We start from the raw sequence: 12,920 nt of genomic DNA, 5'->3' as shown, positions 1-12,920 counted from the left end.
CTGCCTTCTCCCTTGGCACCCCGTTGTTCCCCATAGCGTAGAAGCTGATCAATGGCTTCGGTAATGGGTTCCTTAATCCTGGGGGATTTGCACTCGATGACCACCACAGGTAACCCGTTGACAAATAGTACGATATCTGGAACGATATGGTTCTCGGTGCCGAGAATCCGCACTTTAAACTGGCACACGGCAATGAAATGGTTGTTGGCCGGATACTCAAAGTCAATAAACTTGACGGTGGGGCTTCTATCTCTCGTGCGGCGATTTTCCGAAATGCTGGTACTCTCTTGTAGCAGGGTGAAGACATAGCAGTTGTTTTCCAAAAGGCTCTTACTGGGAAAACTGGCCGTTAGCTGCTTAACTATTTGTTCAATCTGATCCGTCTCTAGCCAAGGATTTATCACCTGAAGTTGCTGCCGCAGTATCGGAAACATTACCACCTCGGTAAAGTTGTCGCGAAAGGTCTCCCCCGGTTGCTGTTTCATCTCCAAGTCCAGTACCACCCAACCCAAGCCCGCAAGCTGGTCGAGCAACGGCTTTTCAACATGGTTGCGTTCGTCGAGCTTGATAAGGTCGGGGGTTTTATCTTGGGGAGCCATTAGTTGGTTCAGGTGGGGGTAAAGGGTTGATCGAGCAGATTGGTGACACGGACTTTGCCAGTGAGCAGGTCTTGCATGAGGCCAGTCTTTTGGGCACGTAGTTTAAGTAATTGCTTGTGATTTAATTCAATGTTACGCTCTACATTGTCTAACAAGGAAATGATTTGGATTTGCTCTTTTCTTTGAGGGTAACTAAGATTAACTTCAAGTAGTTCATGCATATCTAGCCGCTTAGTGCCATGAGTAGAGGTTGTAACTATCCTTAACAATCGGGAGGAGTTTGCGACAAACCAATAAGCTAGATATCTTGATTCTATTTCATCGTTGGAAATAATAGCCTTAACATCTTGATTGAAAGCCATTTCTCTGTGTGAAAAACAGACGGGAAAAGAGTGTGCAAGTATCATTCCGCGCACGACTATAAAAACACTGTTTGCTGGCATTCTTTTACTTCCGTATGTCGCTCCCTTTTCGGAAATCATTTCTATGGTTCCATGAAGGTCGAAGACCTTCATGTCTTTAGGACATACCCATGGTATAATACCATCCCAATACGCTTCATTTGTTTTAGATGGGGTTCCTCCGCTAAACCATTTGCCAATCTCACGCAGTGTTTTCACCTTCCACACGACCGGAATCCGTCCCAGTGGTGAATTCTTGAATTCGTGGGTTACTTCTGAACGGATGTTTCCGTGTTCATCGATGCCTTTGGTCAACAAGTTCTGCAGCAGCGCAGTTTTGATACGCTTCTGCTTAACGATAATCCCCTCGGTCTGTTCAATAGCGCGATCAATGCTGGTGAGTATCACGGCTATTTGGGTTTGTTCCTTATAAGATGGAAAATTAAACCTTATATCACCAAATGGTTTAGTGTTGATCGTAGTACGTGTGGAACCACCCGCCGCATCAGTAATCTTATTTTGTCCTTCGTGACTTTGTATTAAGTAGTTGACATAGCGGCAATCTGCAATTTCTGTATCAACACTTATTTTTATACAACTAGATGCAATAATTCCTCTTTTAAAAGTGTCTGGGAAAATACCTGACTTCCCAATTGTTGCTCCTGTTTTTGCAATTACAATATCGCCTGGCTTGACCTCACTTCTTTTTAAAGAATTTGCTTTTTTTAAAGAAATAAACACTAATTTTCTTGAATCAAATCGTCCCTCATAGGTGGTATTTACAACTCGAACGACAGGGATGCCTTCTTCTTGGTATTCAGAAGCATGTAATTGGGTTCCAAAAGGGCCATCAACTATTGAAAATTTATTCTTGGATGCGATATCACGAAGGCACTTATTTTCAAAATTTTGGTTCTGAATCATTCCAAATAGCCCAACTTACTTAAGAACTTATTCAAGGTTTTTAGCGTTTCCGCTCGCTCCGTCTCTAACTGCAGGCTCGATACCGCGTACTTATCCCATAGGTTCTCGATACAGGCGCTTAAGACCCGCTTTTCAGCATTCAGGTAGCGGGTAAGCTGCTCCTTTACCCAGTCATACAGCTTCTGTAGGATTAGGGTCTTCGCCTCTGAATCAGTTAACGGGCCATTGATCGCCGTCAGTACCTCGTCAGTCCGCGATAAACGCAGATTTAGCGCTGCCTCATCCTTGTTAAGCGCAGTGATTCTCTTCTTATCTTCCTTGTTATTCGGGTTCAGCCCATTAAGCTGGGTTTCCATCTGTTTTAACAGTTCACGAGTTTCGGCTTTGGCTTCGTCACCACCTAAACGTTTCAGGTGCAATTTCAGATCGAGGTTACTTTGTTGCTGCTTGAGTGTATCTTTGTACTCTTTAAGGTGTTTTTCAATACGGGTAATAACATCATACTCTGTTTGATAACGCCGACGCTCCCTGGCTCCGGAAGAACCTGCCGCTGCATGTTTCAGGTCCTCGATCAGTTCCTTAAGGGATTTTTTAATGACCGTTACCGTGATCGATTCTTCTTCGTCAGGCTCATAACTGGCGACTTCTTGCGCCGATTCCAACGCCTCGATCAGTTCCCCTTGGGCGGCGCTGATCTTGTTTTCTAATTCTTCTATGCGATCAACATCTTCCTGAAAGAATGCTGACAGTAGATATTCATCGGGAATCAGCGTATGATGCCAGCCAATACTAATGATAGTTTTCAAATCGTAGCGAATTTGCTGCCACCAATTGACAAATACTCCCGCTACCTGAAATTCGTCTAACACACCTTCCGGGATAAGCTTCTGCTTAAGGCTAGTTAGCAATTCTTGGCGCACCTGGGGCAGGACATTGTTTCCCTCCAGCTTGGCAAAATCGTCCCGAGCTATCCGCCACCAGTCTTCGAGAATGATGTGGTGATTGCTAAGGGTAGCTTGCACATCTGCGTTCTGCTCCAGGCTATCTTTAATAGCCTCTTTGGTTGTAATATGTGAGCAGAATCCAGAATACCCTGGTCGGTGGGGTGTAATCAGGTTATCCAATTTTAAGTTAAACTTTGCAAAAGATCCCTGCTGCGCCGCTATTTCATTCTCCGGAATGCCGCCTATTAAGTGAGCTGTCACATTCTCCGGTTCTGGCTCTGGCATGTTGTCTACATAGCGACGGATATCGGGTAATGTTATGTAGGATCATGTTCATGTTGCAGATAGACCAGACCGTGCCGTTTGAATCCTGCCCGTAAAGTGCCAAGTTGTTGGGATCTTGTCCTTGCTCCTCCACATACTGATGAGACTGTATTAAAAAGCCGCCCGATCCTACAGTAGGATCGTAAATGGTGTTCCCTGCCTGAGGCTTTACCAACTGTACCAACAGCCGCACTACCTCGGCTGGGGTATAAAATTCACCACCTTTCTTCCCCGCACTGTCAGCAAAATATTTTATGAGGTACTCGTATGCGGCACCCAAAAGGTCGGGAAACTCGAAGTTATCATTCACCAAGACAAACTGTGGCTGGTTGAAGTGATCCAGTAAGTCTTTCCATTTCTGATCAGGAATCTTGGTTTTTCCCTTGGTGGCATTAAAATCAATATTGTTTTTCAGTACACCCGCCAGGGCGTCATTCGCATCTTCTACAGCAGCAAGAGCCTTGTTAAGCATATTGCCGATGTCTTGTTTTAAATGTTTTAGGGGCGGCACCTGATTTCCTTCTTCATCAACCCAGGACTCATGCCATCGAGCACGAGGGGGTACAAAAAACGTCTCGCCGTAGGACGTTTTATTTTCAAACAGTTCCTTCAACAATTCATCATCTTGGATATGCAAATACTGCTTTTTTAGCTGCTCGCGCTTGCGGTCAAATTCATCCGACAAGCGTTTAATAAATAACATACCGAAGATGAACTCCTTAAACTCGGAAGCTTCCATCTTGCCACGCAGGATGTCGGCGGCTTTAAAAAGAAAATTTTCAAGTTGGCTGAGGGTAATTTTTGGCTGCTGCAAAGGGTAATCCTTAAGGACTATGACGTTATATTATTATGCTCTGGGGTAACAAAAAACGACAAATTTAAAATGAACTTAAATATTAACGAGTACATGTTCCTATTGAGCAAACCATTTCTTTATTACCATATACTGCCCAAGAAGAAACAAGATTATTTAGTAAATGTCTTACTAAATAATGTCTGTAAAACCTGGAATTAACCCTTAATCCATTAGAAACATCCCAAAGACGTTTTTCTAGTTCTGTAGTGTTAGCGGGCATAGATAACGGTGACGATTATAACCAAGTTGTTTGATTATACTGTGCTTAACAGATTTAGCGCACCTTCCAACATAATTTTTGACTTTACCCTATTCAGTTGATCGCCAGGGAGAGCGATCGCCAACCGTCAAGTTTCAACACGCCAACACTTAAAAGCAGGGACTATATCTAGCCATAGCCAAAATTTTCATTAAAGCAATTGTTTACAGCTGATATTACCGCTTCAAATATTTCCTTTTTATTCTGTATGCGAGGAGAGTCGGGAGATTCTTGCTCGTTAAATAGTTCTGCCTCTATTAATACTTGCTGTTCCCCTTTCTTGATCAGTATGATTCTGCCCAGATCTCCAAGGGTTTTGTGTTCAAAGATGTAGCAGAATCCCCTGTGATCGTATCCGCTTGATGCAATGACATCAGGGGGTAAGTCCTCTGGACGCAACTGCCTGAGCCCAGAGATTTTTGGTTTATCCTCTGCTAGACGCTGCCATTCTGCTTTAAGGCGTTTGGTTTGTCCCAGCTTAGCAAACCCTTTCTTCAGTTCCTTAGGATTATGAGTAAACTGTGTGGGGGATTCGGTACGTTGTATCCCTTGTTTCTTTTCTACGGTTCTTCTATTCATTACAAGGGCTAGGAGATCGGCAATATTTTTAGCATCCTGAAATAACTCTTGCTTCTCATCTTCTGGAAAGTGACTGCCTAATCCCCGGCTGAGGGTGACTTCAAAACTCCCTTGGACCAGAAAATTTCCATCCATGATAGTGTTACTTGAACTTAGGTGCTTGTAGCGCAGGAGTGTTTCGCAGCAAGTATGAATCAGGGGTCTCATCTTCTTGTCTATATCCTCGTACATATCCGCTGCAATAGCTTCGTTCAGGATAAAATTTATGCCATTCCCGCTTAAATCAAAGCGGAATAAAAAAATAGCGACATCATTCCCTGCCAAGTTTTTCACTGATTCTCCACAAGTGTGTTGTTTAACAAAATTTATCAAGATTGGCTGTTTAGCTCATTGTAAAAGAAAAACCCCATGTTTTTTAGGTGACTCGGGAGGGGTGATGAATTGCTATCGTGATCGCTATCAGGTTTGATAGCAATTCTGATTCCTGGGTCAGTGAAGAATAGCCGGAAAAACTTACTGCTATCATTTTTGATATCAGATGCTAGCAGTACTAACGCCACAAGAAACGTGATACTGATGCCTACGCATCAAACCTTACGTCCCCACTATTTGAATATAATTTTAGCCCCCAGCATTCTACCAGGGGTAACATCATTGGCGACCTCTGATAAACGCACTTTCCTGCTATCTAAATCTTTTTTCAGTTTCCGTTCAATTATTTGCATTATTTCAGATCTTGGTGTCATGATCGCCTGCACAATTTCTGGCGGTGAACTGTCCCAAAACACCCAGTCCACCATAATTTCTGTCTTAGGAGGCGCAACAACTGGTCTAGCGATCGCGTAAGCTGATTCATGACCTACATCAATCCTGACATAATATAGCTTCTTATTGTAGTTCGGTGTTCCACCAACAGCTATGCACTGTAACAGATTTGTTGCTATCTCTTGCATCTGCGGCGATCTCTGGACTTCTTCCGGCGATAAATAGTGTACAACCCATCCCTCAGAAGTTATTTCACTCGGCGCACCACAAGGTGGGTAAAGTCCAAAGTGTGTTTGTTGATTGCCTTTGCCGTATTCTGAACCTAATATCTGCTGACGACGCTTAGCTTCTCCCATTTTTTCTCCTTCTTTCTAGGCTTTGAGAAATTGGTAACGAGAACATGGTGAACTAGTCGATGCGATTGGGCACAAGGGCACTGCGCGAAATCGTCCCATGATTCACCAACGCTGATTTTTTTGCTTTGCCGTGGCGATCGATTTTCAATCTAGCATTTATAAAGCAACCACTCTCGATATTATGCCAGTGTTTACAAGTGATTTTCAGGCAGCATCTTTCCATGAAGGATACGCACAATGAAAATATCATCCTGCCGTTTTCGGTAATAAATAACGTGGCTTACATAGCGATAGCGTGAATATTCCTGCCCTGTTCTATCGCTTAGGAAAGGCTGCCCCTTGCTGGGCGCTTCTGCAAGTTCGCACAAGGCGCTTTCAAGACCTTCGATGTACTTATCCGTCTGCGCTTCGCCAAAATCCGCCATGCTGCGGATAATAATCCGAATATATTTAACCCAGATGGAAGATGAATGCTCAGAGATCGATCTGAGTGGCTTCGGTTGTAAGTAAATATTGTTCTATTGCCTTTCGGATCAAGTCTGGCACTGAGCAGTTTTCTTGATCTGCTAGGTTCTTTAATTGCTGCTTCATTGCTGGGTACATTAACACTTTCACCTGTTCAGATAGCGGCTGTTCATGAACAGAGTCAATGCGATACTTGGTTCCAAAATCGGGATTGCCACCAGGTCTCGCCATTTATCTAACGCCTTACTCGACATTTTAAATTATACTCTACGTTTATATCTCATGTATAATTTAATTTTATTAGTAGAGTACCTGACTATTAATTTTTAGTCCTGTCAAATTCCGCAAGTCTCTCATGAATGAACCTCTTGACGATGCTGGCGACAACCATGATGCAGATCCCCCCGTAACCACTGTTAATATTTCACAAGTGGCTACCGATGATGATCTGTCTTTGGAAGAACAAAAAGATCGCCTGCATTTGGAGCGAATCATCGAAAAGTCGTTCTATGAGGCGGGTAAAGCTCTTAAAGAGTTACGAGATCGCCGTCTATATCGTAATTCTTACGCAACTTTTCAGGAATACTGTCGTGAGCGCTTTAGTTTTACTCATCGTCACGTAAACTACCTAATTTCTGGTTCCATAATCGTTGATAATATCCTGACGGGAACCATTGGTTCCCAAATTGTTCCTACCAGCGAACGACAAGTCCGACCTCTCACCAAACTTGAACCCGACAAACAACGCATTGTTTGGCAGATGGCAGTGGAGGAAGCTGGAAACAAGGTTCCCTCCAGTACGGTTGTGAAAGATATCGTGGAGCGCGAAATAAAAAGAACCAAAGTGCCAATTTCTAATTCAGTTGGTGAAGTCTGTCTAATTATTCCAAAAGATAATCCAGATTTGAAAGGAAAAAACGGGTGTTGGTGCATCATCACCTATATCGGGGATTGCAGCTGCACTGTCACAACTTGGGACAACGAGTTTGTAGTCAAGCCAGATAATATCAAGTCATTTGATTACCTGGAAGAGGAATGCACCTTTATGCAACAGTTGTGTTGGCGGCTAAAGAAACTTTACCAAGTTGGGAATTTGGATTCTGCCGCTTACTGGGTTTTAAACGGGTTAGCAAAACTTTCAACACCTTACCTGACGCAGTTACAAGAAAAGATGTTGAGCTTTTTAGAGCAGGAATACGGGACTGATTAAGAAGGCAGTCCCGATGAAAAAATTTTCACAAGCCTTGCATGAAAGAGGGAATATTCCCTTATTCCCTGCCCCCTCGTACAAGTCAGTCACTCATGGGCGGGCGATCGCTCAAATTCACCTATCCAGGCCCAGCAGGCATATAGCGGCCACGAACCGCCATCTAACAAGAAGTATTCAATGTTTGCCTTGGCTTGCTATTTCTGTTTCCTTGATTGTTGATAATATTCTCAAGGGAACCATTGGTTCCCAAATTATTCCTACCAGCGAACGACAAATGTTTGATAAATGCAGCTTTATTGAAGAAGGCAGAAGTACGAAGGCATAGCTGCCTTCTTCAACAAGAGTTAGAAAAAATCTGTGGGGCGATCGCCAATTGTCGCTAATGAGTGCAAGAAATACTAGATATATCTTGTACTGGTTTTTGCGCCTTATGGGTGGGATGACAGTTATATAAATACATGTATCGTGATGATTTTGACTACCCATAAAGCACAGGGTCATAAAAATCACAAAATATACCCCTTATAAGTTCAAAGCTTTGGAAGGGAAGAATGATCAAAATGTTCGATTAAAGTCGGTTTCTCTGAGCTGAGCTCCGCAGGTGTTAACATGGATAATGCGGATACTGCCCCTAAAACTTGCTCTTCTGTAACCTCTAAATACTTATATAGTTCGTCAAGTGTTCTGTGTCCCGATATCTCCTGGATGATCCTTAAAGGTATTCCCGCACTGCTCATCTTTGTTAATGCTGTTCGCCTAAAGCTGTGGGTGCTGACTCCTTCAATCCCTATTCTCAGGCAGGCTTTTCTTAACAGCCACAAAGCTGAATCTCGGTGCAAATAACTGTCTGCTCGTGTTCCATTTTCGTTTCCGGGAAACAGCCAGGGGTTTCCGGGTGAGGGTTTGTATTCTTCTAAGCGAATTCTTAAGTCTTCGATGACGGGGATTTCTCGTGTCGCTAGCTTACCTTTGGTCTTGCCTTTTCGGAAGGTGATTTTTGGTCTGACTCTTCCTTGGCGATCGTACACGTCTCTTTTTAAAAGAGTGATCGCTTCATTTACTCTACATGCAGTGTAAAGCATTATGGCGTACAGTGCTCTATCCCGAGCATTAGTAACTTCTGGGGAGAAGAGCATTCTAATTTCCTCTGGTGTAAGGATTTTAGCTTTTCCGTGGCGATCTATCTTCAAGCAGGGTGCAAAAGCAACGACTATTATATTATCCCATGCCTCCTCAGCAGCTTATTATTCAAATTATTTCAAGGGTTTAACAACTTTCGGCAACGGGCGATCAGGTAAGATATATAGGGCAGACAATCGGCGAATCTTGAAGGAATAAGGGGTAGCGTTACCGTTAGGGCAGTCACGGTTATGGAACTTTACCAAGATTCGGTTATTTATTGGTGTTTATAAAATATTTTTAAGGGCGTTGATTCCTGGCACGAAACGGCTACTTGTAATAAACGTGTGTGCAGAGTATTAGTTATACTGTGCACCTAGTAATAAACAGTAAACGAGATTTTCTCAACGTATTTTCAAAGTTTTGAAGTAAGTCGTGATTTCTTAGCGTACGGTTTTCCCAAATTGGCACGGTGACCCCGCGATCGCCAGACGAAAATTGTGTTTTTAACCCGGATTTTCGCCCAAATTTAAGCCCTATTATTTATTGACAAATTGTTCATAACCTTAACCTATCACTGATCGGGCGAACTTCCCTTGAATGTCCCGCTTCAACATTAGCCAATACCGTGTATTACCTCGTAAGTCTAGCCTCTCTGGGTAAGTCACTCCTTTATAGTACTTACATACTATATCAATGGCGATCACGTCGGGTCAGTTGCGTTTGTCATGCAATACATATGTACTAAAATTGAGCGATCGCCTGTGCCAGTTGCGTAAGTCCTGATCTTTAGTCTAAACTCCAGTTGTAAGAAATCGGCAGTAGAATTTTACAAAAACTTCTAAAATACGGTGTTATATTTATGGAGGCTTAATCTGAGAGTAGCTTAAAGCTTCTACCGCTTTCCTCGTAGGAGCCTGAGATGCTAAGCTTATATGCAAGCTCGAAAAGATTCTCCTTTAGTTGTGCTGAAATTCCAAGCAGCTATCTACAGTTCAAAAAACCTAAATTTATGGATGAACTGAATCACGAACTTCGAGCGCTAATCAAAGAGGTGTGCCAACACCCAAAGCCAAGTCGTAAGAGAAGTTTAGCTCTTAATGCTCTGCTTAAAAAAGTTCAAACTTTACCTGGAATTATAACGTCTTCTCACCAAGACTATCCAGAAGCACTGAATATAACATGGGCATGGGTTTGCCAAAATGTTGATAGGTTTAATATCGATACGCTCACACTTGCTGAAGATTTGAAGAAGTGGATCAATAGCTATTTATATTGGCGCATTCACGATCTGAAGAGTACAGATCAGGTTTATTGGAAGAAACACATATCTCTAAGTATGCCAATCTCATCTGGTGAAGATGCCAACTCAGTCACACAAGGCGATCTACTACCAACTACCCAATACCCTTTTCGTTCGGACAAAACTGATTTTAATTTAAAACCAATTGACCGTTTGATCGAACAAATTGAATCTGACTTAGATGAAAAATTAATTGAGTACATCAAGCAAGATCCAGAGAAAAAGTTGCGCCAATGCTATCCCAAAAATTATCCCGAATGTAATTCTCAATTTCTAACAATTCAATTATTTCTTCAGGAAATACCCGTTAACTTCAGATATATCTCAAAGAAAAAAGGAATTAAATATTCAAACCTAATATATCACTGGCAAAAAAAATGCCTTCCACTTTTACGAAAAATCGCTCAAGAGCTCTATAGAAAATAATCATGAACAGTACAAATCAAGGAATAATTGTTCCGATTGGTAAGGATGCTCATTATATTGCAAAAGCATTTGCTAGAGAGCAAAAAACTCAGGCTAAAAAGAAGCAGGTTTACTTAAATACACTAGCCGTTTACGCCGTTCATACTTACCTAGGATGGATAGAAATTGAATCGGACTTAGAACAAGGTGATAGTTTCCAACCTGGTATTAGAGGACTATTGAATGTTGCAGACTTAGTTCTTCCCGGTATTGGTAGACTGGAATGTTATCCGATTCTGCCTAATGAGGAACTTTATCCTCTTTCTGTAGAGGCCAGATATGATCGCATTGGTTGTGTTGCGGTTCAGTTTACTCAACATCTAGACCAAGTGGAATTGTTAGGTTTCATCCCTGCCGAGCCTGCTATTGAACTACCTGAAAATATTCGATTAGCTGAACTAGGATCGCTAGACAACCTTATTGCTCATATTGATTGGATCGAGTCTGGGAAAATAGTACAATTACGACAATGGCTAAGGGAGACATATGAACCAGGTTGGCAAGAGCCAGCAAGACTAATTTCAGTAACACGATTTCGAGATTCCACTTATTACGGTCAAAGTATAAATCGGGCGAAGCAAATTGACTATGAATTTGACGAGCAACCAGTTGCTTTGTTGGTTCAACTGACTTCGACAACCACAGAGGATTTTAAGATTTGTGTTCGACTCTGCCCAACGATCAGTTCCTATAGTAATTGCTTACCCAAGGGAATTCAACTGTTGGTAATAGATGATAACGATATGATTTGTATGCAAAGGCAAGTTGAGGAAGTTGATTCTTGGGTTGAGCATGAATTTACGGGTAAACCAGGAGAGCAATTCAGTATCAGAATAGTATTAAAAAATTTAATATTTTCTGAAAACTTTATGATATAAACCACATTGATTATTGCGGCTCTACGAGGACGTAACAATGCAATCTAAAATACTTATATCACTGACAATAAGTATTTTAAATTACATTTTTCTTAGGAAGATACCACAATCAATCGCTCAGAAAGATATTCTTTGTAAGGAATATGCTTTGTAGCAGTTCAAGGTGCAGAATGTGGGATATGGCTACGATGACTCTTTCAAACTCTTAACTTTGAAATTTACCAAGTTATTTCAATGCAAATTAGATTTATTTTACGCAGAGAAAATTCTGGGACAGGATACCAAGCTACTGTAAGAATTGACAAGCCGGGAACTTCAGGGTATACGGAGAGTGAGGGCTTCTTGCCAGCAGTTCCAGTTAGCCTTGACGAGGTGTTTAGACAGTGGAGAGACTGCTATTTTTCCTCAGGGAGAGAATCGGCAGCCAGATTTCGCGATCTTTCTATTCAATACACTTCTGAGGCAAATCAATCTCAAGCTAGTCGCATCAATCCTGAACGCAGCAGGAGCGGAGGTGACTCCATTGAGAACGCTAGAAGCTTACGTCAGGAATTGAATGTATGGCTCAACAACACTTCCAGTAGAACTTGGTTGGATGTTAGAGATCACTTGGTGAGATATGCGCAAACTGACGTTAACGATTCTAAAAGTATCCGTCTGCTTCTACAGTTTGACGATCCTCGACTGCGACGTTTGCCTTGGCAAGCATGGGATGTTTTTCAAAACTTCTACTCAGGTGCAGAAGTTGCCTTCTTTACTCCTGGTGGGTTTGAACCTTCACAAGGTCTTCAACAAGGTAATTCTGTAAGAATTCTAGTGGTTGTGGGCAACAGTAAAGACATTGAAACAGGTACTCAGGCAGATGTGGAGACGATGGAACGCTTAAGAGATGTTGGCGCAAAAATTACAATTTTGCGACAGCCCGAACCCAGCGAACTCATCAGAGCACTTCAGCAACAGCCTTATGACATTTTTGTCTTTACAGGACACAGTCGAAGTGAGCAGGATGGAATTGTTGGTCGGCTTGAGTTGAATGAGAGCCAGAATTTAGCATTTGCTAGTATCACTGTTGACCAACTTCGAGAGAATTTGGGAATAGCTGTTAGGAAGGGATTAAAATTGTGCGTTTTCAACTCCTGTGATGGTTTAGGACTGTCGCAGCAGTTCCTTAAAGATTTAAAACTTCCTATAGCAATTGTCATGCGGGAACCTGTTCCAGATGGAGTGGCGGTAAAATTTTTTTAGAAATTTTTTTTAATCTTTTTTTTTTTGGGACTTTTTTCTTTTCTTCTTTTTCACAAACAAACCTCCGGTTTGAAAAATTTTCCCCCTTTTCATGTATTACCTTGGTTCCACCCATTTTTATTTGTAATTTTATAAAGACTCCCCCCCACGCGCCACCTTGGGGCTGGCCATCCTTTTCTTTACCCCACGCAGAAAAACAACCAGGGAAAAACAATTTTTCATGGTAGG

General features: G+C 42.1%; 15 protein-coding genes. 5 read left to right on the top strand and 10 right to left on the bottom strand.

Features of this window, described 5'->3' with window-relative positions; all coding sequences use genetic code 11:
- From G4P69_RS32640 to G4P69_RS32605, 8 genes are all read right to left on the bottom strand, one after another.
- A partial coding sequence (locus G4P69_RS32640) for a type I restriction endonuclease (protein WP_208353971.1) occupies window positions 1-599 on the bottom strand: 599 nt, incomplete at its 3' end.
- An 8-nt stretch (window positions 600-607) separates the two neighbouring features.
- Window positions 608-1,924 (bottom strand): restriction endonuclease subunit S, encoded by a 1,317-nt coding sequence (locus G4P69_RS32635; RefSeq protein WP_208344124.1) that lies wholly within the window; start codon window positions 1,922-1,924, stop codon window positions 608-610.
- On the bottom strand, window positions 1,921-3,153 hold the full coding sequence (locus G4P69_RS32630; protein WP_208344123.1) for a hypothetical protein: 1,233 nt from the start codon (window positions 3,151-3,153) through the stop codon (window positions 1,921-1,923). The genes G4P69_RS32635 and G4P69_RS32630 overlap by 4 nt, the downstream gene beginning before the upstream one ends.
- The gene (locus tag G4P69_RS32625) at window positions 3,092-4,006 is read right to left on the bottom strand and encodes a type I restriction-modification system subunit M (RefSeq protein WP_243902564.1); all 915 of its coding nucleotides are present in this window, start codon (window positions 4,004-4,006) and stop codon (window positions 3,092-3,094) included. The genes G4P69_RS32630 and G4P69_RS32625 overlap by 62 nt, the downstream gene beginning before the upstream one ends.
- Window positions 4,007-4,436: 430 nt before the next feature.
- Window positions 4,437-5,219, bottom strand: a complete 783-nt coding sequence (locus G4P69_RS32620; RefSeq protein WP_208353969.1) for a hypothetical protein — start codon at window positions 5,217-5,219, stop codon at window positions 4,437-4,439.
- 272 nt (window positions 5,220-5,491) lie between these two features.
- Entirely contained in the window at window positions 5,492-6,007 is a 516-nt protein-coding gene (locus G4P69_RS32615) for a hypothetical protein (protein ID WP_208344121.1), read from the bottom strand.
- 191 nt (window positions 6,008-6,198) lie between these two features.
- On the bottom strand, window positions 6,199-6,441 hold the full coding sequence (locus G4P69_RS32610) for a type II toxin-antitoxin system RelE/ParE family toxin (RefSeq protein ID WP_310834268.1): 243 nt from the start codon (window positions 6,439-6,441) through the stop codon (window positions 6,199-6,201).
- A gap of 40 nt (window positions 6,442-6,481) precedes the next feature.
- Complete coding sequence (locus G4P69_RS32605) at window positions 6,482-6,703, bottom strand: CopG family transcriptional regulator (protein WP_208344119.1); 222 nt, start codon at window positions 6,701-6,703, stop codon at window positions 6,482-6,484.
- Between the two features lie 124 nt (window positions 6,704-6,827).
- Between G4P69_RS32605 and G4P69_RS32600 the strand changes: the two genes are divergently transcribed.
- Both G4P69_RS32600 and G4P69_RS32595 read left to right on the top strand, forming a co-directional pair.
- Window positions 6,828-7,682: a hypothetical protein gene (locus G4P69_RS32600; protein ID WP_243902563.1), complete on the top strand. Its 855-nt coding sequence runs from the start codon at window positions 6,828-6,830 to the stop codon at window positions 7,680-7,682.
- Window positions 7,683-7,695: 13 nt separating this feature from the next.
- Window positions 7,696-8,007 carry a hypothetical protein gene (locus tag G4P69_RS32595; protein ID WP_208344118.1) on the top strand — a complete coding sequence of 104 codons (312 nt, stop codon included), beginning with the start codon at window positions 7,696-7,698 and terminating at the stop codon, window positions 8,005-8,007.
- A 205-nt stretch (window positions 8,008-8,212) separates the two neighbouring features.
- Here the strand turns inward: G4P69_RS32595 and G4P69_RS32590 are convergent, their stop codons facing one another.
- Window positions 8,213-8,872, bottom strand: a complete 660-nt coding sequence (locus G4P69_RS32590) for a tyrosine-type recombinase/integrase (protein WP_208344117.1) — start codon at window positions 8,870-8,872, stop codon at window positions 8,213-8,215.
- Window positions 8,873-9,813: 941 nt separating this feature from the next.
- On the opposite strand from G4P69_RS32590, the gene G4P69_RS32585 reads away from it, so the two are divergent.
- From G4P69_RS32585 to G4P69_RS32575, 3 genes are all read left to right on the top strand, one after another.
- Complete coding sequence (locus G4P69_RS32585) at window positions 9,814-10,530, top strand: hypothetical protein (protein WP_208344116.1); 717 nt, start codon at window positions 9,814-9,816, stop codon at window positions 10,528-10,530.
- Between the two features lie 2 nt (window positions 10,531-10,532).
- Window positions 10,533-11,447: a DUF1822 family protein gene (locus G4P69_RS32580; RefSeq protein WP_208344115.1), complete on the top strand. Its 915-nt coding sequence runs from the start codon at window positions 10,533-10,535 to the stop codon at window positions 11,445-11,447.
- Window positions 11,448-11,681: 234 nt separating this feature from the next.
- A complete protein-coding gene (locus G4P69_RS32575; protein WP_208353967.1) occupies window positions 11,682-12,692 on the top strand; it encodes a CHAT domain-containing protein in 1,011 nt (336 codons plus the stop codon).
- On the opposite strand, the gene G4P69_RS32570 is transcribed toward G4P69_RS32575, so the two are convergent.
- Window positions 12,646-12,920 (bottom strand): hypothetical protein (locus G4P69_RS32570; RefSeq protein ID WP_208353965.1); only part of this gene is annotated, 275 nt, incomplete at its 5' end. The two genes, G4P69_RS32575 and G4P69_RS32570, sit on opposite strands and share 47 nt — an antisense overlap.

This window comes from Aetokthonos hydrillicola CCALA 1050 (genome assembly GCF_017591665.1).
GTDB lineage: Bacteria > Cyanobacteriota > Cyanobacteriia > Cyanobacteriales > Nostocaceae > Aetokthonos > Aetokthonos hydrillicola.
Note: the sequence above shows the minus strand (reverse complement) of the source record. Positions and strands in the feature narration are given on the sequence as shown.

Excerpts from the sequence above, each read along its gene's own strand:
- G4P69_RS32635 (WP_208344124.1), bottom strand. The coding sequence starts at position 1,924 with ATGATTCAGAACCAAAATTTTGAAAATAAGTGCCTTCGTGATATCGCA.
- G4P69_RS32630 (WP_208344123.1), bottom strand. The coding sequence starts at position 3,153 with ATGCCAGAGCCAGAACCGGAGAATGTGACAGCTCACTTAATAGGCGGC.
- G4P69_RS32615 (WP_208344121.1), bottom strand. The coding sequence starts at position 6,007 with ATGGGAGAAGCTAAGCGTCGTCAGCAGATATTAGGTTCAGAATACGGC.
- G4P69_RS32605 (WP_208344119.1), bottom strand. The coding sequence starts at position 6,703 with ATGGCGAGACCTGGTGGCAATCCCGATTTTGGAACCAAGTATCGCATT.
- G4P69_RS32600 (WP_243902563.1), top strand. The coding sequence starts at position 6,828 with ATGAATGAACCTCTTGACGATGCTGGCGACAACCATGATGCAGATCCC.
- G4P69_RS32595 (WP_208344118.1), top strand. The coding sequence starts at position 7,696 with ATGAAAAAATTTTCACAAGCCTTGCATGAAAGAGGGAATATTCCCTTA.
- G4P69_RS32585 (WP_208344116.1), top strand. The coding sequence starts at position 9,814 with ATGGATGAACTGAATCACGAACTTCGAGCGCTAATCAAAGAGGTGTGC.
- G4P69_RS32580 (WP_208344115.1), top strand. The coding sequence starts at position 10,533 with ATGAACAGTACAAATCAAGGAATAATTGTTCCGATTGGTAAGGATGCT.
- G4P69_RS32575 (WP_208353967.1), top strand. The coding sequence starts at position 11,682 with ATGCAAATTAGATTTATTTTACGCAGAGAAAATTCTGGGACAGGATAC.